This is a genomic window from Ruegeria sp. AJ12 (genome assembly GCF_056536245.1).
The window spans coordinates 3,477,349-3,497,085 of record NZ_JBQFJJ010000001.1 but is presented as its reverse complement, the minus strand read 5'-3'; the positions used below and the strand labels follow the sequence as shown (position 1 = coordinate 3,497,085).

Here is a 19,737-nt window from a genome sequence, read left to right as displayed (position 1 = left end):
TTGGCCCATGGTTGATCGTATTTCGCGTCGTTTGTTTCTGGGGGGATTGGGTGCGTCTTTGATTCCCGGCGCCGCGCTGGCACAGGCACCCTTGGTATCCCTGAGACCGCAGGCGCGTGCTCTGCCGTTCACCGGGGCCGAAGGACTCATCAAAGCCGCGGGGCTCAAGGGCGATGTCGTGTTCGCGGTGGCCGATGTCAAAACCGGCACTCAGCTAGAGGCGTTCGGAGGAGCGACCGGATTACCGCCCGCGAGCGTGGGCAAGGCTCTGACGGCGCTTTACGCACTGGACGTTCTGGGGGCGGATCATCGGTTTGAAACCGTGCTGATGGCCGATGGACTGATCGAGGACGGTATCCTCAAAGGCGATCTGATCTTGGTGGGCGGGGGTGACCCGCTGTTGGACACTGACGATTTGGCGGCGATGGCGGCCAACCTGCGGGCGGCCGGGGTCAGCGAGGTGCGCGGTGCATTCAAGGTATATGACGGCGCATTGCCCTATGTGTTCAGCATTGATCCGGGGCAACCGGACCATGTTGGCTACAGCCCGGCCATCAGTGGGATATCGCTGAATTTCAACCGCGTGCATTTCGAATGGAAGCGGGATGGCACTGAGTATGGTGTCACGATGGATGCGCGAAGCGCGCGGTACAGGCCTGACGTTGACGTGGCCGCGATGAAAGTCGAGGGCCGGCGGCTACCGATCTATACCTACCAACCCAGTGCGCGGCAGGATCGTTGGACGGTCGCCAGAGCCGCGCTGGGAAACGGTGGCGCGCGGTGGCTGCCGGTGCGGAAACCGGCGCTGTATGCCGGCGATGTGTTTCGCACACTGGCGCGGTCGAACGGGATTGTTCTGGGCCGTGTACAGGTCACCCGAGAGATGCCTCAGGGCGCGGTTCTGGTCGTACATCAGAGCGATCCGCTGGACAGCATTCTGCGGGGGATGTTGAAATACTCGACCAACTTGACGGCAGAAATGGTGGGTATGGCTGCCACCAAGGCACGGGGCGTTCAGCCTGGAAGTCTGGCGGAGTCCGCAGCCGAGATGAACCGCTGGGCCGCTGAAACCTATGAAGTGGATCGCATCGCCATGGTGGATCACTCGGGCCTGGGGGATGCCTCGCGCATGACGCCCGGCGATCTTGTGACCGCGCTGGTGGCGGCCCGGAAAACCGGCGCGCTGCGCCCTTTGCTCAAACCTTTTGCACTGACCGACGGCAACGGAAAGACAATCAAGGATCATCCGATAAAGGTCGACGCCAAAACGGGGACGCTGAATTTTGTCTCGGGTCTGGGCGGGTTCGTGACCACGGCGGACGGATCCGACCTGGCCTTTGCCATTTTCACCGCCGATGTGGACCACCGTGCAACGATCCCACGGGAACACCGCGAGCGCCCGGAGGGCGCGCGCAGTTGGAACCGGCGGTCGCGAAAACTGCAGCGGGCGCTGATTGAACGGTGGGGCGCACTCTACGGCAGTTGAGCCTAGGTGGTGTGACGCGCCCGGGCGCCGCGTTCGATCCCGGCGGCGTGCAGACGATCGATGTTGAGTTCGTAGCGAATCTCTTCCAGCAGGCGCAGTTCGGTTTCGGCCAGAGAACCATCCGCCGCTGCGACGTCGCAGGCTAGGGCATAGGCGGTTTCGTTCAGCCGCTCGGGCAGGTTGTCGCGGATCAGGCCAAACAGCGCGTCCAGACCGTCCTCCTGCTCAAACAGGTCGAACACGATCTGCGTCACCGTGCGGGTGCGGTCGATGTCGTATCCGGCAAAGACCGGCAGCATGTTGACCGCGCCTTCGATCTTGACCAGCTCTGCCGTTCGGATGTTCTCGTCTGAGGCGGAGACCGCCACCATGATCGCCACAAGGCAATCCTGTGGCGACATAGGATGAGGAATTTGCTCGGTCATGGGGTCGTCCTGCTTGGGTGTCTCTGACCGCGCACGATATGAGGCACCGAGGGCGGGTTCAACACCTTGTTTGGCCGCACCGGATCTGTGCCGACCGGACCAATCGCAGGCTGTGCGTCATCGAACAGTGAGCAGCCTTCAGCCGGTACAGGAAAACCTGTATTCGATGAGTTCGAAGCTTTGACTGGCGAACCCGTAGGCAAAGCGCAAACCGGTCTCGCCCGCAATCACACCATGTTCCGCGCCGCCCGGCACATAAAGCGCGACGCCCTGCCGAATTTGGTGCGCAACCCCGTCGATGGTCACGATACCATCACCGTCCAGACCCAGGTAAAACTCCGCTGGGTCATGGTGGTGGGGTAACAGGCGATCACCGGGGCCGAACTCGGCAATACCAAGGACCAGATCGCGGGGGCTGTCCTGAGTGCCATTGATCAGGGTGCGCCAGCGCACTTCGCCATAAGAGGGATCTGTGCCGCCCGCCAATGGAACATGAGCGGCATCCGTGGCCAGCGGCGGATGTGGAAGATTGCTGGCACAATGCACCAATACAGCTTCGCTGTAGTCCGTGGCCAACGTATTCAGTTCTTGCGTCATGGCAGGTCCTCCTTTTTGCCATTTGACGCGATTGGGTTGGCGAGGCAATAAGGGAAAGATGAAGTCTATCATACGGTGAGGTTATATTAGATGGACAGGCTGCCCAGTTTCGCCGGGTTGACGGCATTTTATGCAGCGGCGCGACGGGGGACGCTGACGGCGGCTGCAAGGGAACTGAATGTCTCTCAACCTGCGGTGTCCCGCAGAATTGCAGATCTTGAGGCCGATCTGGGATGCGCATTGTTCGATCGCAGTCGGAAACCGGTCAAAATGACCCAACATGGCAGGGACTTGCTGCGGGCCCTGCACAGTGGGCTGGGGCAGATCGAAAGCGCGGTGGGTCAGATTCGGCAGGCTTCACAGGGTAAAGTTGTCAGCGTGACGGCGCCATCGGGCTTTGTGGCTTTTTGGCTGATTCCCCGTCTTGGAGAGTTGGAAGCCGCCTTTGCGGACATAACGATTCGTATCATAAGTCAAGAGTATGGAGAGGCCGTTCGACCCGGCGACGTTGTCATCCGGTTCGGGCACCGGGAAACCGAAGAGGAAACGCGTCTTTTGGGCGATGCGGTTTTTCCGGCTGCCAGTCCCCTGTATCTTGCGAGAAAAGAGATGAGCCGGGACCATCACGATTTCTCGCACATGACCTTACTGACGATGGAGGCGGCGCGCAGCCAGTGGCATGACTGGCCAAGCTGGTTCCAGGCCGCGGGCATGGCGATGCCGAAAGGCGCACGGGTGCTGGATTTCAACTCCTACGTCATGCTGGTGAATGCGGCGCTGGCCGGGCAGGGTGTCTGCCTGTGCTGGGATGGCGTTCTCGACAGTTTTCTGGAGACGGGCGCCATCACGCGTCTGGAAGGATCAACCGCAGTGTCGACCCGGGGGTACTTTCTGTCGGCCCGTGACGGGCTGGCAGCCGAGCCTCATGTTCGCGAGATTCTGAACTGGATTGCCGAAACCGGCCAGAAATAACCACTGTTCCGCCCGGCCTTTATTGACTCATGCTGCATCCGCACAATAACAGGGGCCGGGCCGGGCGCATGGTGTGTCAGGCCCGTTTCCCGATGGAGAAATTCAATGTCCGACCTGCGTGAAACCGCGATGACGTCAAAGGCCTGGCCTTTCGAAGAGGCGCGGCGGTTGCTCAAACGGTACAAGCAGGGCGCTCCGGACAAGGGGTACGTGCTGTTCGAGACAGGCTACGGCCCTTCGGGCCTGCCGCATATCGGGACCTTTGGCGAGGTGGCGCGGACCACGATGGTCAAGCGCGCTTTTGAGGCTCTGTCGGATATCCCGACCAAGTTGATCTGTTTCTCGGACGATCTGGACGGTATGCGCAAAGTGCCTAGCAACGTGCCGAACCCTGAGGTCTTGCAGGACTATTTGCAGTGTCCGTTGACCTCGGTACCGGATCCATTTGGCACGCATGACAGCTTTGGCGAACACAACAATGCGATGCTGCGGCGGTTCCTCGATACCTTCGGGTTCGAGTATGAATTCTATTCGGCGCGCGACTTTTATCGTTCGGGTCAGTTCGACGAAATTCTGAAGCGGGCAGTCGAAAACTATGACGACGTGATGGCCATCATGCTGAAAAGCCTGCGCGAGGAGCGCCAGCAAACCTATTCGATCTTCCTGCCGATCCATCCTGAAACCGGGCGCGTTCTGTATGTGCCGATGAAGAAGGTTTGCGCCGAGACCTATAATGTCACCTTCGATGACGAGGATGGCAAAGAATGGACGCTGCCCGTGACTGGCGGCAATGTGAAGCTGCAGTGGAAGCCGGATTTTGGCGCGCGCTGGGCGGCGCTTGGCGTGGATTTCGAGATGTACGGCAAGGAACACGCCACCAACGAGAAAATCTATGACGCGATCTGCCGCGCTTTGGGTGGCCGTGCGCCCGAGCATTTCTCGTATGAACTGTTCCTCGATGAGAACGGGCAGAAAATTTCCAAATCATCGGGCAATGGTGTGTCGATTGACGAGTGGCTGACTTACGCGCCGACCGAAAGCCTCGCCTATTTCATGTATCAGAAGCCCAAGACGGCCAAGCGGATGCACTTCGATGTGATCCCGAAAGCCTATGATGAGTATCATCAGCAACTGCGGGCCTATCCGGGGCAGGACCTTAAGGCGCAGTTGAACAATCCGGTCTGGCACATCCATGGCGGAGATGTTCCGGAATCCACGCTGATGGTTCCGTTTGCGATGCTGCTCAACTTGGCCTCGGTGTCAGGGGCCGATGATAAAGAGGCGCTGTGGGGCTTCATCCGCCGCTATGCGCCCGAGGCTACAGCCGAGACGCATCCCGATCTGGATGAGGCTGCGGGATTTGCGGTGCGGTATTTTAACGATTTCGTTAAACCGACCCGCAAGCACCGGATGCCAACCGATCAGGAGCGGGAGGCACTGGAAGCACTGAAGGCGGAGTTGGAAGCGTATGATGGCCCCGTCGAGGATGAGGCGCTGCAGTCGGTGGTATACGCCGTGGGACGCGAGCGGTTTGACCCGCTGCGCGGCTGGTTCACTGCGCTGTACGAAGTGCTGCTGGGTGCATCGCAGGGGCCGCGCTTTGGCGGTTTCATTGCACTGTATGGTGTCCCTGAAACCATCGCTCTGATCGACAAGGCATTGGCCGGAGAATTGGTCTGATTTGACCTAACCCAGCATGAGGCTACTGTTTCGTCAGGAGGTGGCCCCATGCGTCGACTCGTGCTTGCCCTATCACTGAGTGCCGGACTGGCATCCGGAGCCTTTGCCCAGAACGCCGAAATAGAGGCGAACATCGCGGCACAGATGCAGGCGTTTGAGGCGGATGACTTTGCCACCGCTTTCACCTTTGCCAGCCCCAATATCCAGCGCCTGTTCGGTACGCCCGAGAATTTCGGGGTCATGGTGCAACGCGGCTACCCGATGGTCTGGCGCCCGGCAGATGTGCGTTTTCTGGAGCTGCGTGAGATCAACGGCGCCTTGTGGCAGAAAGTCATGGTCACCGACAATGACGGTCGGGTTCATATCTTGGATTACCAGATGATCCAGCAGGAAAATAGTTGGAAAATCAATGGTGTGCAGTTGCTGGGGAACTCCGATCCTGCAGCCTGACGCAACACCACCGTCACGGTGATGAGAGCGGTGGTTAATCCCTTTTCGTTACTCAGGCTTTCGCGTTCGGGCAGGACCTGAACACGGGGTTTGAACGTGCCGCAAGCGCATGCGGTGCGATTGGGAAAGGGATTTCTATGAACAAGGCAATCACCGACGGCATCGTGTTCATGCCGCCTCAGTTTGCGAATGGCCTAGGCGTATGGTCCGCTGGCGACGGAACGCCCGGATCGCCAACGTATGAGGGGTCGGGAACCGGGGCATTTGTGCCGGCAGATGCGGATTTTGGGGGTTGCCTCGAGATTCTGAAGGTCAATGCCACACAGCAGCTGCGATACATGGGTCAAACGCCGTTGCTGCCTGGGTGCTATCTGCAGATCAAGGCGCGGGTCAAAGCGATCAGCGGTCCGCTGCCCGAGGTTCGGATTGCCGGCTGGGCCGGAGGTGCCGGAGATGCACAGGTAACGGGCGTGGTCGAGCAGGGCCCGGCCACGCAGCTGTCGGGCTACGGCACCGTGCATGAGGTCACTGCAATCGTAGGCACCGGGCAACGGCCCGGCGTAGACATGCCGTGGGGTGTAGCTGCGCTTTACGGGCACTTTGGTCTGGACATCGACGGCGCAAATGGTGCGCTGGTGCGGGTCGATGATATCGAAATCACAGATGTCACCGGCGTCTTTCTGCGTGAGATGATCAGTATCGTCGACGTGCGCGATTTCGGGGCCGTCGGTGATGGCGTGACCGATGACTCGGCAGCATTCGAGGCGGCGGATCAGGCGGCGGGCGGTCGCCGGGTTTATGTGCCTCAGGGCACCTATCTATTGGCGGAAACCACCAGCATGGCGTCCGAGTTGGATTTCGAGGGCACGGTCACGATGCCTGATGACAAGATGTTGCTGCTGACCAAGAACTTCGATCTGCCTTCGTATATCTCGGCGTTTGGGGATGAGGAATTGGCATTCAAGAAGGCGTTTCAGGCGCTGCTGAACAATTCGGATCATGAATCGCTGGATCTGGGCGGGCGCAAGATTGCCGTCAATGGGCCGATCGACATGGCTGCTGCGGTGCCCAACCGGCAGAGCGGCTTTTCCACACGGCGGATCGTGCGCAACGGGCAGTTTGACGTTAAAAGCAACACAGCCTGGGATACCGAGACATTCACATCAATCGCGACTTACGATCCGGTGGATCCCACCCGGCTGACAAACGTGGCAAATGTTGCCAATATTCCGGTGGGATCGCTGGTTCAGGGCGACGGTGTCGGTCGCGAGATTTACGTGCGCTCGAAAGATGAAGGTGCCGGTGAAATCACTCTGAATGCGCCGATTTACGACGCGTCGGGGACTCAGACGTACACGTTCGTGTCGTTCAAATACCTGCTGGATTTCAGTGGTTTCGCCACGTTACGCAAATTTGGCATGGAGCAGATCGAGTTCCAGTGCAACGGTCGCTGCAGTGCGATCCGGCTGGCGCCGTCGGGCAGCACATTCTCGCTCACGGATTGCTTTGTCAGCAGGCCGTTGGATCGCGGGATCACGTCGTTCGGGACCGGCTGCAAGGGCATGCTGATCGACAATTGCCAGTTCCTGTCCAGCGAAGAATCCTTCATCGTCCCTGACCGCAGTTCGATTGCCCTGAACACCAACGCAAATGACGTGAAGATACGGCACAACCGGGCCGTTCGGTTCAAACACTTTGCAGTACTGGCAGGCGACAATAACATGGTTCTGGGCAACCACTTCTTTCAGGGTGACAGCATCCCGCTGGGCGTTCGAACCGCCGGCCTGATCATGATCGGCCCCTATAACAGTTCGACCATCGCCGAGAACTATGTCGACAACTGCTTTGTCGAGTGGACGAATGAGCGGGATGCCTTACCCACCTACACCGCAGGATATTCGTTCAGCGCGATGAGCATCACCGACAACATCTTCTATTCGAGCGAGGCACCGCCGTGGTTCAGCTATATCGTCATTCGTCCGCATGGGCCTGGCCATTTCCTGAACGGTCTGGCCGTCACGGGAAACAAGTTTCGGTCCAACAGCAGCGATCTGGACCGGGCGGAGCGGGTGGACACCACATTTGCCGATCTCGATAGTGACCGACATCTTAACGTCACGTTCCGGAACAACACGTATCACGGCATTTCTGCCAAAGTGGAAAACCCGTTGCGGGTTCGGCACACGCAGAATACGGCGGCTCAGGTTTGGACGGTCGGGTCGCAAAACCGCCTGCCGTTTGGCGCCAAGGCCCGCAGCTGTGATGCCGTGACCGTTCTGGGACCGCTGAAATCGGCACTGAACACCACAAGATATGCCGCGCCTTATGTTGATGTTGAGCAAGGCAGCGAAGGGGACGCGCTGCAACTACGCTGGTCTGAAAACCTCAAGGGTGAGGTGTCGGCCATCATGCGCATCGAACGCTGAGGCCCTTGAAAGCCGCCCGAACCCGGGCGGCTTTTGCCTATCGTAGCAAAGTGCCCGGAGCCATTGCTTGAATCCCAACCTGTTTTCCAAGACGTTTCAAAAAGTTGTGCTAGGTTTGGATCAGCCAATGGAGGATTCAGATGCCCAGCATAGCCAAAAATACCAGCGTCCAGACCGTGATAACAACGTTCGAGATGACACCGGGAACCTGCCAGGATCTTCTGGAGGCTCTGACGGATGCCTATTCCGAGTTCATCTCCAAGCAGCCCGGTTTCGTCGCGGCGGGCCTGCACGTCAATGACGCGCAGACCCGGATCGCAAACTATTCGCAGTGGCAACGGCGCGAGGACTTTCTTGCCATGTTGCGCACGCCCGAAATGCGCAACCGCAACCGCAAGATAAACGAGCTGTGCAAAAGTTTCGAACCCGTCATGTATGACGTGGCCGAAACTTTTGACTGATCCTGACATGGATCAAAGCCGGCGGCGGATGCCCATTGCAAGCTGAACGCGCTCATATGGAGGCCCGCGTTATGTATCACAACATCCTTGTCCCGATTTCCTTTGATGCCGAGCGCGATACGTCGGCCCCCTTGAAGCTTGCGCAGATCCTTGCCACGCCCGACGCGCAGGTGACCTTATTGCATGTGGTCGAACACATTCCAAACTATGCGATTTCCTATATGCCGGCCGAATACCTGACCGAAGCGCGCAAGGCGATCCAGACCGAGTTGGATGCATTGGCCGCCAAGGTTCCGAATGCAAGAGGCATTGTCGTCGAAGGTCATTCCGGCCGGACTATTCTGGACTGGGCCGAAACAAACAAACCGGACCTGATCATCATGGCCTCGCACCGGCCCGGGATGCAGGACTTGTTGCTGGGGTCGACTGCGACCCACGTAGTCCGGCACGCCAAATGCGCGGTACACGTGGTCCGCTGAAAATCAGAGATCTGCAGCGTCAAGGCGATAGGCTTTGCCAAACCCGCCATTCAGCAGCCCGTCGTGGATGTCGAAACGGACAAAACCAAAATCGGCAAAGTCGACATAGAGCTTCGCCTTGGGGCGCAGGCTCAGATATCTCTGGCGCAAGGCGTCATGATCAGCTGAGCCGCGCGCGATCATTTGCGCGGTCGCATGCAATGTCAGGCGCGGATGGGTCAGCGGGTCGCCTGTGTCCCCCGGCTCACCAACCAAAAGCGCACAAGACGGATTGGCATGAAGCGCCTTGGTATGTTCCGACAGCATTGAGATCAGTGTCACAGGCTGGCCCAGATCGTCGGTCACCAACGCGATGCGCGAAATGGATGGTGAGCCGGTGTCGGCGCGCAAAAAGGACAGGGATACATAGGTCGCCGCGTTTATCAGGTTCCGCGCGAGGGTCCGCGCAGAGTCATCCGTAGCCTGATAGGGATCGGTTTTGGTCAAGGTTTCGGTCCAGTGGTTCGGGGTGTTCCCAGTGATACATGGGTGTTTGGACCAGTGCGAGTCCTGCGCTTCAATGGTGTCCACTTGCTGCCTTCGCAATGCCATAAATCTGGTGTAACCGGTGCGTATGATGGTTGGAAAATCTGCGCGCGAAGAGGCTGATATGCCCACGTCCAGGCGGCAGCGCCGGGCCGATGCAACGCGGCGAGAGGCCTTGTCGCCCGTGCGCATTATTCTCATGGTGCTTTTGCTGCCGCTGACCGTTGGTGTGGTCGCGGCCAGCATCTTTTTGCGCCTGTCCGACTATGACCGGAACGAAGCGGTGCTGCACCTTTTGGCAATGGCAGGGTGCGAGACGGTTGAAACATTGGGATTCGGGCCGTTCCGCGAAGGCCAGGCAGGGTATCACAAACGCAATGATCCTGACGGCGACGGGGTGGCATGTGGCTCGTTTGAACTACAGCCCATCCAGAACGCAGCGCCGCAAAGCCCGGCCCCGGCCAATAGCACCCCTACCCAGAGAGCTGTTGGAAACGCCAAATTCGTTCGTCCCTGAACCGCCCGGTCGGATCGGGGCGCTTGGTCGCAGATGGGGTGAAATTCAGACAAAACCGGCCCATCTCTTTCGGGTAACAAAACGGAGAGCGTCTGATGCAATGCCCGATTGATGGAACTCAGTTGGTAATCACCGAGCGCAGCGGGGTCGAGATCGACTATTGCCCGCAATGTCGCGGCGTTTGGCTGGACCGGGGGGAGCTGGACAAGATCATCGACCGCTCATCCGCCCAATCGCCACCCCCGCCACCGCAGCAGGGGTATGATGACCGGTCGGACAGGGGCTATCGCAAAAAGAAGAAACGGGGTGGGTTTCTGGACGAGTTGTTCGATTTCTGATCGAACCGGCCAATCTCAGGACAGCTGCGCTCCGGTGCAATCGCGAAATATCCGGACCTCGGGCGCCGCGCCGTCCAACGGGAACTGTGTGACCTGATCCTGCGTAAAGGCGTAGGCCGTTTCGTTGTGTTCCAACCCGTCCAGAACGTTCCCGAACCCCGTGTCCGTGACGGTGAGTGTGGATGCGTCCGCAGACAACACGTGGCGCGGCGTTGCAATCTCGATGGTGCGAGGGCCGTTGAACCGCATGGCGAACCATGGCGCCTCGGTCCAGACATCGGCCTTGCGGGTTATGGTGAGCGTATAGAGCGGCCGGCTCGGGTCGTAGGTCAGGAAAATGCCGGCCGTTTCAGTGTCGTGAGCGAGGGTGCATATCTCTCCGACCGTGGCCTCCCACGCGTGGGCCGAGGTACCGAGGAGCAGGCTCAGAACAAGAATACGCATCCGGAGAAGCTAGTCGAACAGAACCGTTTGGCAAGTTGCACACCCCTGCGCGCCTACCGGTTGAGGCGTCAAGGTGGAACGACCGTTCCGCCTGTGTCTGTGCGAGATTTGGACCCGACGTGTTAAAATACGCTGGGGTGGCGCCGCTGCGCACCGCCTACGGGCTATTTCGCCCAGTGAGGGAGGAAAGACATGTTTGCACGTATTACACGCTTCAAAATGAAGCCCGGCACGCGTGAAGCGGCCACGGCAAAGATGAATGAATTGAAATCTGAAATCATGGGCATGCCCGGCATGCATTGCTTTACCAATGTGATGAACGAAGACGGGTCCGGCTATGTGATCTCGGTGGTGGAAAGCGAGGAAACCTCGAACGCCAATGCGCCCAAAGTGGCAGAGCTGTGGGGCCATTTTGCCGAGTTCATGGAGGGCCCGCCAACGCCGGTCGGGTATGACGTGGTCGCGCATTGGGACAAAGGTTAGCGGTCAGCGCCGGATCACGCGCAGAACGCGGGCTGCGATGACAGGAGGTGGTGATGCCCTACCAGATCACGCCACGGATCGCCGCTGAACTGATCTCACACGAAGGCATCGTTCGAGAGGCCTATCGCGACTCGGTCGGGGTCTGGACATGGAGCGTTGGCATCACGTCGGCCTCGGGCCACACGGTCTGGCCACGCTATCTGGACAATCCCCAGACGCTCCGGCGGTGTTTCGAAGTGTATGAATGGGCCATCCGGACCAATTATCTGCCGGCGGTCGAGAATGCGTTTTCCGGCCATTCCCTGACCGAGCCGCAGTTGGGTGCGGCGCTGTCTTTCCATTACAACACCGGCAAGGTCGGGGAGGCAGCCTGGGTAAGCAGATGGAAAGCCGGCGACGTCTCAGGCGCGCGCCGGGCGATCATGAACTGGCGGCGGCCACCCGAAATCATCCCGCGGCGCCGGAAAGAACGCGCGCTGTTCTTCGACGGGGTGTGGTCTAACACGGGCACGGGTACCGAGTTTGACGTGCGAAAGCCGTCCTACCGTCCGGACTGGTCCAGTGCCACGATTGTACAGATTCGCGGGATTCTGGAAGATCTGTTCGGCTGACATCTACGAGACGGCCCGGGTATTGCAGCCTTGCGAAACACCGGCAGGGCGATCAGGATCGGGGCCATGACCCGTGATGAATTCAACGCCTTCTGCTCCGGTCTCAAGGCCACGTCTCATGTTGTGCAATGGGGCAATGCGGATGTTTGGAAAGTGGGCGGCAAGGTGTTTGCCATCTGTGGCTGGAACGATGGACAGGACGCTTTTACCTTCAAAGCCAGCGATCTGGCCTTTGAGGTGCTGGGTGACGAACCCGGTATCCGGCCCGCGCCGTATCTGGCATCGCGGGGGATGAAGTGGCTGCAGGTCTATGAAGAGCGCGGGATGAGCGATGCCTCACTGCGTGAGCATATCGAGACGTCGTATGAGATGGTCGTGGCCAAGCTGACTAGAAAGAAACGGGCCGAACTGGGAGTGTGACGCAAGTCAGCTACAGGCGTCATACGGATGGGCTGCGAAGATACGCGAACCGATAGGCGAGGGCGACGCCGCCCGCCCCTCCGACAATATTGCCTGCCGAAACCCAGAACAGATTGGCAATCACCTCGCCCCAGCCAAAGCCTGCCCCAGCGGCCATGCCTTGCGGCAGCAGGTACATGTTGGCGACCGAGTGCTCGAGACCCATTAGAACGAAACCGGAAATGGGCCAGAGGATCGCCATGACCTTCCCCACGACCGATCTGGCGGCAAAGCTCAGCCAGACGGCCAGACAGACCAACGCGTTGCACAAAACCCCGCGCGCAAATGCCTGCACCGGAGTGAGGTCGATTTTGCCATTTGCGATATTGGCCGCAACAAGCCCCATCGGTCCATCGAGCAGACCGGTAGCAGCAAATGCCAGCACCAGCGCGACCGCGCCGATCAGGTTCCCGACATAGACAAGTCCCCAGTTTCGCAGCAGATGACGCAGTGAGATTTTGCGATCCACCGCCGCTATGGTCATCAACGCGTTTCCGGTGAACAGCTCAGCGCCACCCACAACCACCAGGATCAGGCCCAGAGAGAACACGACCCCGCCCAGAAACCGGGCGGGTCCAAAGCCAGAATCGACCCCGGTCATGACCATCGTGTAGGCGGCCCCGCCAAAGCCGATGAACACGCCGGCAAGGATGGCCAGTGTCAGCGTTTGCCCGACCGACAGATGCGCCTTGGACACGCCTGCGGTTTCAACCAGCTCGGCGATCTGAGTGGGTTTGTAGGCGTCTACTCCAGTCGGGTTTGGCACGGTCATAGGTCGCAGTATGCTGGCGCGATGGTGGATCAGCATTGATTGGGATCAATGTTGATTGTCAGGGGCGCAGGGTGTTGGACGCCTCTATGACCGCCGATTGGATTCACAATCTATTATTTCACACGTCGACGAGGGAGCGCGGGGCTGCAACTTTGAAGTGTCGATGGCCGCGCTCGGGTCAGGCGCTAGGTTGAAAATGCACGGATTCCATACGTATCAATGCGAGATTTCAGGCCGCTGTGATACGTTACGCGCGGCGCGGCCGTACCGGTCGCGCCCTATGGCAATTTCGCCAGACGAGGGAGGAAAGTCATGTTTGCACGGATTACTCAATACAAAATGAAACCCGGCACGCGCGAGGCGGCGACGACGAAAATGAACGCATTGAAATCCGACATCATGGGCATGCCCGGCATGCACAGCTTTACCAACGTGATGAACGAGGACGGCTCGGGCTACGTGATCTCGGTGGTCGAAAGCGAGGCGACCTCGAACGCAAACGCGCCCAAAGTGGCCGAGCTATGGGGGCAGTTTGCCGAATTCTTGGAAAGCCCGCCAACACCCGTTGGGTATGATGTGGTTGCCCATTGGGATAAGGGCTAATCGGCGGGGCGGGGGTTTCCCGCCCTTTTTTGTTGTGCGAAGTGTAGGATGGGGTTTTACCCCATCATGCGGTTGCTAGCCTCGGGGTGATGGGTTGGAAACCCATCCTACGCTTGCTGTTTCAGCACAAGAGCGTGTTGAAAAAAGTGCTTTGATAAGTCGGGGGTTTTGAGTTCATCAAGTGCTTTTGGGTGAACAGGTAAATCTACCTTCTCAAAAATCGGATTCTTCATGTTGATATGAAAGCTCCTAAGCTCTTCATCTTTCATAATAATGCGTCCATTTATCAAACCGTCGTCGAAATAAGTGTAGGGTATCGACAACCCCGCTTGCTCTTGGCCATCCAAAAATGCGTAGGTTGCACCTTTCAAAAACAAGGAAGCATGAGGCTCTCCGTGATAGGCTTTCTTGTAGCACCGAAGCTGAACATCCTTTTCCCAAACCCTTCCGATCCCTGAAGCAATAATTTCCCAAAGTGGTTCATTTCCAGCGGCTTCACCGCGCCAGTATTGATGCGCTATTTCGGAAACTGGAGTTTCCATGTTTAAGAGCCAATTAGAATCGTGAACCGAGAATCTTTCCGCAGAAAAACCAACATCTGTAGTCTCAGTAGTCGTAACAGGCTTTCTCCACATCCGCTTGGCCCTCTGTGCATCCGCTTCGGACCCGAACATGAAAATTCCAGTAAGGCGGGAAACAGCGTGTGGGTAGTACTCCGCTCGAAAACTCTCGAGTTCCATTTCCCGGGAAAAAACATTGAAATCGCTGTTCTCGAGTGCTTCCTTTAGCTTCCAATAGTACCATTGAGACACCGCTCCAGGAAGCCGAACGTCGCATGCTGAAATCATTCTGCCAATTGCAACTTCCCAAACAGTAAGCATGTTATTGAGATCAACCAGCACCCAACCGTTTAGCTGTTCTTGAATTCCAAACTTCTTCAATTCTACCGCTTCCGCCGCTTCACATTCCCACCCCGCTGCCCCGGCCTGCCAGCCGTTGACCGTCCGCGCGATTTCACCGCGTCTTCCGAGGCTTTCTCGACTGCCCATTGGCGCGCCATCGGGTCGTCGGCGACCGCCAGATCGACGGCTTCCAGACGTTTGATCTCATCCCGGATGTTGGCGGCTTCTTCGAATTCAAGGTTCTCGGCGGCTTTGCGCATCTGGTCGCGCAACCCGTCCAGATGGGCCTCCAAATTCGCGCCGTGCATCGGTTTGTCGATGGTGGCGGTGACGCGGTTCATGTCGACATCACCTTCGTAGAGACCGGCCAGAACGTCCTCGACGTTCTTCTTCACCGTCTCCGGTGTGATGCCGTGTTCCTCGTTATAAGCAAGCTGTTTGGCGCGGCGGCGGTTGGTTTCGCCCAAGGCGCGCTCCATCGAGCCGGTGATCTTGTCGGCATACATGATCACCCGGCCATCGGCGTTGCGCGCGGCGCGACCTATGGTCTGGATCAGCGAGGTTTCCGAGCGTAGGAAACCCTCTTTGTCGGCGTCCAGAATGGCGACCAGCCCGCATTCGGGGATGTCGAGCCCCTCGCGCAGCAGGTTGATGCCGACCAGCACGTCGAAGGCTCCCAGACGCAGATCGCGCAGGATTTCGATCCGTTCCAGCGTGTCGATATCCGAGTGCATGTAGCGGACTTTTATGCCCTGTTCGTGCAGGTATTCGGTCAGGTCCTCGGCCATGCGTTTGGTCAGCGTGGTGACAAGCGTGCGATAACCATTAGCGGCGACCTTGCGCACCTCATCCAGCAGGTCGTCCACTTGCATCGACACGGGGCGGATTTCGACCTCGGGGTCCAAAAGCCCGGTGGGGCGGATGACCTGCTCTGTGAAGACGCCGCCGGTCTGTTCGATCTCCCACTTCGCAGGCGTCGCCGAGACGAAGACGGATTGCGGGCGCATGGCGTCCCATTCCTCGAACTTGAGGGGGCGGTTGTCCATGCAGGAGGGCAAGCGGAACCCGTGTTCGGCCAGTGTGAATTTGCGCCGATAGTCGCCCCGGTACATGCCGCCGATCTGTGGCACGCTGACGTGGGATTCGTCGGCAAAGACGATGGCGTTGTCGGGGATGAATTCGAAAAGGGTGGGGGGCGGTTCCCCTGGCGCGCGGCCGGTCAGATAGCGCGAGTAGTTCTCGATCCCGTTGCAGACGCCGGTGGCCTCAAGCATTTCCAAATCGAAGTTGGTGCGCTGTTCCAGACGTTGGGCCTCAAGCAGTTTGCCTTCGCCCACCAGTTGGTCGAGCCGGATGCGCAGTTCCTTTTTGATGCCGATGATCGCCTGCTGCATCGTCGGTTTCGGCGTTACGTAGTGCGAGTTAGCGTAGACTCGCACCTGTTCCATTGTGGCCGCACGTTCGCCGGTCAACGGGTCGAATTCTGTGATGGTTTCCAGTTCTTCCCCGAAGAACGAGAACTTCCACGCGCGGTCTTCGAGGTGGGCGGGCCAGATTTCCAGGGAATCGCCACGCACCCGGAACGAGCCGCGCTGGAATGCCTGATCATTGCGGCGGTATTGCTGGGCCACCAGATCGGCCATCACCTGCCGCTGGTCGTACTCGTGACCGACCTTCAGGTCCTGTGTCATCGCCCCGTAGGTTTCGACCGAGCCGATACCGTAGATGCAGCTGACTGACGCCACAATAATCACGTCATCGCGTTCCAACAGAGCGCGGGTGGCCGAGTGGCGCATCCGGTCGATCTGTTCGTTGATCTGCGACTCCTTTTCTATGTAGGTGTCGCTGCGCGGCACGTAGGCCTCGGGCTGGTAATAGTCGTAGTACGAGACGAAGTATTCCACCGAGTTTTCAGGGAAGAACCCTTTGAACTCTCCATACAGCTGCGCCGCCAATGTCTTGTTGGGTGCAAGGATGATCGCGGGGCGCTGCGTTTCCTCGATCACCTTGGCCATCGTAAAGGTCTTTCCCGTGCCGGTCGCGCCCAGCAGAACCTGATCACGCTCGCCGTCTTTCACGCCTCCGGCCAGTTCTGTGATCGCGGTAGGCTGGTCTCCGGCGGGCGCAAATTCGGTATGCATGACAAATGCCTTGCCGCCCTCAAGCTTGAGGCGGGCGCGGACATCGTCCTGAGTCAGTTGCGTAGTGTCGGAATTGGCGTACGGCATGGGAGAACTCCGGGTCAGGCCCCTACATTTGTTCTTATTTTGTCCAACTGCAAGGCCTGATCCGGATTGGAAACGACAGATTTAATAATAGGCAGGCAGAGCGTCCGGAATGTGATCCGTGCACAGCTTTTCGGACAGAGCTTTCAAGTTTCTGTCCAGAACCCGCGTCATCATCATTTTCATCAGTGTTTGCCCCAGGATCCACCCGAAAGCACCGTATTTTACGGTGTAATTCATGCTCCACGTTACCTGCGCCCTGTTTCCGGCGAGCGATTCGATTTCAATAGCGGCGTGGGCCTCGGTTAATGGCATGGCTGACATGTCGGATAGACGGACGCTGTAGCCCCGGTTGGGTTCCCAACTCGTCACCTCTTCGACCAGAGAGGTCCCGTTCTCAAAATAGCAGCGCCGCTTTGATCCAACCCCGTTGGTGCCATGGGTCAAGGCGTCCACATATGTGACCTGAGGCGCGATTTCGTCAATGTGCATGAACCGACTGAGTGTCGCCCAGATGGCCTCTGGTCGTGCGTCCATTTCCAAGCTTCTTTCATGGTGGATCATCTGTTTAATCCTTTGGCTGATCTGTTAGAGACAGTAGATGACGCTAATGACAAGTTCTGTCATCAGATCGCCACGCACACCGAGCGACAATTGTCATCTTGTCCCCGAACGCGCTCTGGCGCATAAACAGGCGCAGCCAAACGATTACGGAGAGGCGACATGCGCGCACGGATTTACCAGCCTTCGCGGAACGCGATGACATCGGGGATGGCTGAGACCCGCAAGTGGGTTCTGGAATATGCACCTGCATCTGCGCGCGAAGTGGATCCCTTGATGGGCTGGACTTCGTCCAGCGACACGCAGACCCAGGTGCGCCTGAAATTCGACACCAAGGAAGAGGCGATCGATTACGCCAAGGATAACGGAATCGACGCACAGGTCAGCGAGCCGCACAAGCGCAAGCCGAACCTGCGCGCCCGCGGCTACGGCGAGAACTTTGCCACCGACCGGCGCGAACCCTGGTCGCACTGACCGAGAGTCGCGGGATGATCGACATCCGCGAGGCGGATCCCGGTGCCGACGACCTACGGCCCATCATCAAGGCACATCTGGCCCATAGCTGGGGCGCGACACCACAGACTTCGAACCACACGTTGGACGTTGAATCGCTGCGCGAGCCGGGCATCCGGTTCTGGGCGATCTACGAAGCTGGCAAGCCCTTGGGATGCGGCGCGCTCAAAGCGCTGCCGGATGGCACGGCCGAGGTGAAATCGGTTCATATCCTGTCGACCGCGCGCGGGCGCGGCCTGGCGCGGGTGATGATGACCCATCTGGCTGACCTGGCGCGGGCCGAGGGGATATCTTCATTGGTTCTGGAAACCGGCGCGGCGCATCTGGCCGAATATGACGCGGCCCGCAAACTCTATGAGACGCTGGGCTATTCCTATTGCGGGCCCATCTTTGGCTACGCACCCGATCCCAACAGCGCCTTCATGCGCTTGGCCCTTGAACCCGCCCGGTAAAAGCCGCAAGAAGGGCCAGCGGTCCCGTAGCTCAACTGGATAGAGCAGCTGACTTCTAATCAGCAGGTTGAGGGTTCGAGTCCTTCCGGGATCGCCAGTAGCGCTTTTAGACATTGATAAGTAGTAAGCTTTTTGCGGCGCGCAAGACAGTTTTTTACTTGTTTCTTCCCTGAAAACGCTGTTCTGCGTTGCGCTTTTCGAGTGGGTTCCTCGATCTTTTTCAGTGTCAGGTGCGGTTGCACATCTTCGGTTGGTGGGTTTTCTACTCAGTTTGCCTGGCCCGTGTGATCAAACCGCACGACGAACAAAAGGGCTGGGCCGCCACGGGTCTGTATCATAAGACTAGCAGTGTAATTGCAACTCCCACTATGGACGAAGCCTGGTGAAAAACGCCCCAAAGACCAAGTTGCCGCTAGAGATTGGAACCGTTCCTTGGACTGATGCGGATATGCGCGCTGCATTTCCTGAGTTCAAAGAGGTCTATGCTAGTCGTCCGATCACGGACAACATCTACGGCATGAAGGCACCGCACGCCTTCCTGACATGGTTCTTCTTATCGAGGCTGAATCCTGATCTTATTGTTGAGAGCGGCGTCTATAAGGGCCTTGGAACGTGGCTCATGGAACAAGCCTGCCCCGAAGCGAACATCGTATGCCTCGATATTGATTTTGGTAACTTGGAGTATCGAAGCCCCAAAGCAGAGTACCACGAAATGGACTTGTCTCTGGTCGATTTCAGTGACCGAGAACTAAGTAATTCGATTGTGTTCCTGGATGACCACCAAGATGCCCTCATGAGGCTACAGCAACTTAGTTGGAAGGGTTTCAAGCGGGCTATCTTCGAGGACAACTATCCGGTTGGGCACGGGGATTGCTACTCGATCAAACAGATGACGGAGAGTGCGGGATTCAAGGCGCTCAGACTGGAAGTAAAGCCACTCAGAAAGCGTTTGAAAGCGGCGATTGCAAACACTGTGGAAGCACAACAGGCACAGGACATTCCAGCGAATGATACACACAGGAAAGAACTGATCCGCAATCTGAAGACCATTTACGAAGGTCCGCCGTTATTTCGAACCGAGGATACGCGCTGGGGTACACTCTGGACTGATGAGAGTTATCCCACCAAGCCCGCCCTCATTGATGACGGTGATTTGAAGTCAGAGGCGCAGTTCTACACCTGGATGACATACGTCGAGCTTAAGTGAGCTAACGCGCGATCCGAACACCGGAGGCACTCATGACAGAAGGCGGCGGCGTGAACCTCACAGACCGGCAGTACAGAGAGGGTGCATGGCGTGAGGCGTTTATGAAACTAGTTACGGCCAAGGATAGCGATTGACGCTTCGCTGGTCGT

General features: G+C 58.2%; 24 protein-coding genes and 1 tRNA gene. 17 read left to right on the top strand and 8 right to left on the bottom strand.

Going from position 1 to position 19,737, the window contains the following annotated elements; genetic code table 11:
* The first annotated feature begins 7 nt into the window (after positions 1-7).
* Entirely contained in the window at positions 8-1,486 is a 1,479-nt protein-coding gene (dacB, locus tag ACR3E0_RS17505) for a D-alanyl-D-alanine carboxypeptidase/D-alanyl-D-alanine endopeptidase (protein WP_480480127.1), read from the top strand.
* A gap of 2 nt (positions 1,487-1,488) precedes the next feature.
* Here dacB and ACR3E0_RS17500 read toward each other — a convergent pair whose 3' ends face one another.
* Together ACR3E0_RS17500 and ACR3E0_RS17495 are read right to left on the bottom strand one after the other, a co-directional pair.
* A complete protein-coding gene (locus ACR3E0_RS17500) occupies positions 1,489-1,911 on the bottom strand; it encodes a tellurite resistance TerB family protein (RefSeq protein WP_480480125.1) in 423 nt (140 codons plus the stop codon).
* Positions 1,912-2,049: 138 nt separating this feature from the next.
* On the bottom strand, positions 2,050-2,508 hold the full coding sequence (locus ACR3E0_RS17495; protein ID WP_480480123.1) for a cupin domain-containing protein: 459 nt from the start codon (positions 2,506-2,508) through the stop codon (positions 2,050-2,052).
* 90 nt (positions 2,509-2,598) lie between these two features.
* Between ACR3E0_RS17495 and ACR3E0_RS17490 the strand changes: the two genes are divergently transcribed.
* The 6 genes from ACR3E0_RS17490 to ACR3E0_RS17465 all read left to right on the top strand — a co-directional run bounded on the left by ACR3E0_RS17490 (position 2,599) and on the right by ACR3E0_RS17465 (position 8,976).
* Entirely contained in the window at positions 2,599-3,480 is an 882-nt protein-coding gene (locus ACR3E0_RS17490) for a LysR family transcriptional regulator (protein WP_480480121.1), read from the top strand.
* A 105-nt stretch (positions 3,481-3,585) separates the two neighbouring features.
* A complete protein-coding gene (locus ACR3E0_RS17485; protein ID WP_480480119.1) occupies positions 3,586-5,160 on the top strand; it encodes a lysine--tRNA ligase in 1,575 nt (524 codons plus the stop codon).
* Between the two features lie 48 nt (positions 5,161-5,208).
* Positions 5,209-5,610 (top strand): DUF4864 domain-containing protein, encoded by a 402-nt coding sequence (locus tag ACR3E0_RS17480; protein WP_480480117.1) that lies wholly within the window; start codon positions 5,209-5,211, stop codon positions 5,608-5,610.
* Between the two features lie 137 nt (positions 5,611-5,747).
* Positions 5,748-8,036, top strand: a complete 2,289-nt coding sequence (locus ACR3E0_RS17475) for a glycosyl hydrolase family 28-related protein (protein ID WP_480480116.1) — start codon at positions 5,748-5,750, stop codon at positions 8,034-8,036.
* Positions 8,037-8,176: 140 nt separating this feature from the next.
* A complete protein-coding gene (locus ACR3E0_RS17470) occupies positions 8,177-8,497 on the top strand; it encodes an antibiotic biosynthesis monooxygenase family protein (RefSeq protein ID WP_480480115.1) in 321 nt (106 codons plus the stop codon).
* Positions 8,498-8,568: 71 nt separating this feature from the next.
* Positions 8,569-8,976, top strand: coding sequence for a universal stress protein (locus tag ACR3E0_RS17465; RefSeq protein WP_480480114.1), 408 nt, complete (start codon positions 8,569-8,571; stop codon positions 8,974-8,976).
* Between the two features lie 3 nt (positions 8,977-8,979).
* Here the strand turns inward: ACR3E0_RS17465 and ACR3E0_RS17460 are convergent, their stop codons facing one another.
* Positions 8,980-9,546 carry a HugZ family pyridoxamine 5'-phosphate oxidase gene (locus ACR3E0_RS17460; protein ID WP_480480113.1) on the bottom strand — a complete coding sequence of 189 codons (567 nt, stop codon included), beginning with the start codon at positions 9,544-9,546 and terminating at the stop codon, positions 8,980-8,982.
* Positions 9,547-9,592: 46 nt separating this feature from the next.
* Between ACR3E0_RS17460 and ACR3E0_RS17455 the strand changes: the two genes are divergently transcribed.
* Both ACR3E0_RS17455 and ACR3E0_RS17450 read left to right on the top strand, forming a co-directional pair.
* Positions 9,593-10,018 carry an excalibur calcium-binding domain-containing protein gene (locus ACR3E0_RS17455; protein ID WP_480480112.1) on the top strand — a complete coding sequence of 142 codons (426 nt, stop codon included), beginning with the start codon at positions 9,593-9,595 and terminating at the stop codon, positions 10,016-10,018.
* Positions 10,019-10,113: 95 nt separating this feature from the next.
* The gene (locus ACR3E0_RS17450; protein ID WP_480480111.1) at positions 10,114-10,356 is read left to right on the top strand and encodes a TFIIB-type zinc ribbon-containing protein; all 243 of its coding nucleotides are present in this window, start codon (positions 10,114-10,116) and stop codon (positions 10,354-10,356) included.
* Between the two features lie 15 nt (positions 10,357-10,371).
* Here ACR3E0_RS17450 and ACR3E0_RS17445 read toward each other — a convergent pair whose 3' ends face one another.
* A complete protein-coding gene (locus ACR3E0_RS17445; RefSeq protein ID WP_480480110.1) occupies positions 10,372-10,800 on the bottom strand; it encodes a hypothetical protein in 429 nt (142 codons plus the stop codon).
* 192 nt (positions 10,801-10,992) lie between these two features.
* Between ACR3E0_RS17445 and ACR3E0_RS17440 the strand changes: the two genes are divergently transcribed.
* The 3 genes from ACR3E0_RS17440 (at position 10,993) to ACR3E0_RS17430 (ending at position 12,314) form a co-directional block, all read left to right on the top strand.
* Complete coding sequence (locus tag ACR3E0_RS17440) at positions 10,993-11,283, top strand: antibiotic biosynthesis monooxygenase family protein (protein WP_480480109.1); 291 nt, start codon at positions 10,993-10,995, stop codon at positions 11,281-11,283.
* A 53-nt stretch (positions 11,284-11,336) separates the two neighbouring features.
* Entirely contained in the window at positions 11,337-11,894 is a 558-nt protein-coding gene (locus ACR3E0_RS17435; RefSeq protein WP_480480108.1) for a lysozyme, read from the top strand.
* A 66-nt stretch (positions 11,895-11,960) separates the two neighbouring features.
* Positions 11,961-12,314 (top strand): MmcQ/YjbR family DNA-binding protein, encoded by a 354-nt coding sequence (locus ACR3E0_RS17430; protein ID WP_480480107.1) that lies wholly within the window; start codon positions 11,961-11,963, stop codon positions 12,312-12,314.
* A gap of 19 nt (positions 12,315-12,333) precedes the next feature.
* Here ACR3E0_RS17430 and ACR3E0_RS17425 read toward each other — a convergent pair whose 3' ends face one another.
* Positions 12,334-13,125 (bottom strand): formate/nitrite transporter family protein, encoded by a 792-nt coding sequence (locus ACR3E0_RS17425; protein WP_480480106.1) that lies wholly within the window; start codon positions 13,123-13,125, stop codon positions 12,334-12,336.
* 312 nt (positions 13,126-13,437) lie between these two features.
* Between ACR3E0_RS17425 and ACR3E0_RS17420 the strand changes: the two genes are divergently transcribed.
* Positions 13,438-13,728: a hypothetical protein gene (locus ACR3E0_RS17420; RefSeq protein WP_480480105.1), complete on the top strand. Its 291-nt coding sequence runs from the start codon at positions 13,438-13,440 to the stop codon at positions 13,726-13,728.
* A gap of 107 nt (positions 13,729-13,835) precedes the next feature.
* Here the strand turns inward: ACR3E0_RS17420 and ACR3E0_RS17415 are convergent, their stop codons facing one another.
* The 3 genes from ACR3E0_RS17415 to ACR3E0_RS17405 form a co-directional block, all read right to left on the bottom strand.
* Positions 13,836-14,669, bottom strand: coding sequence for a hypothetical protein (locus tag ACR3E0_RS17415; RefSeq protein WP_480480104.1), 834 nt, complete (start codon positions 14,667-14,669; stop codon positions 13,836-13,838).
* Between the two features lie 2 nt (positions 14,670-14,671).
* Entirely contained in the window at positions 14,672-16,858 is a 2,187-nt protein-coding gene (uvrB, locus tag ACR3E0_RS17410; protein ID WP_480480103.1) for an excinuclease ABC subunit UvrB, read from the bottom strand.
* A gap of 81 nt (positions 16,859-16,939) precedes the next feature.
* Complete coding sequence (locus ACR3E0_RS17405; RefSeq protein ID WP_480480102.1) at positions 16,940-17,419, bottom strand: SRPBCC family protein; 480 nt, start codon at positions 17,417-17,419, stop codon at positions 16,940-16,942.
* Between the two features lie 159 nt (positions 17,420-17,578).
* Between ACR3E0_RS17405 and ACR3E0_RS17400 the strand changes: the two genes are divergently transcribed.
* From ACR3E0_RS17400 to ACR3E0_RS17385, 4 genes are all read left to right on the top strand, one after another.
* Positions 17,579-17,890 carry an ETC complex I subunit gene (locus tag ACR3E0_RS17400; protein WP_480480101.1) on the top strand — a complete coding sequence of 104 codons (312 nt, stop codon included), beginning with the start codon at positions 17,579-17,581 and terminating at the stop codon, positions 17,888-17,890.
* Positions 17,891-17,904: 14 nt separating this feature from the next.
* Positions 17,905-18,381: a GNAT family N-acetyltransferase gene (locus tag ACR3E0_RS17395; protein WP_480480100.1), complete on the top strand. Its 477-nt coding sequence runs from the start codon at positions 17,905-17,907 to the stop codon at positions 18,379-18,381.
* Between the two features lie 20 nt (positions 18,382-18,401).
* Positions 18,402-18,478, top strand: a tRNA-Arg gene (locus ACR3E0_RS17390).
* A gap of 285 nt (positions 18,479-18,763) precedes the next feature.
* Positions 18,764-19,588 carry a hypothetical protein gene (locus tag ACR3E0_RS17385; RefSeq protein ID WP_480480099.1) on the top strand — a complete coding sequence of 275 codons (825 nt, stop codon included), beginning with the start codon at positions 18,764-18,766 and terminating at the stop codon, positions 19,586-19,588.
* Positions 19,589-19,737 lie beyond the last annotated feature (149 nt).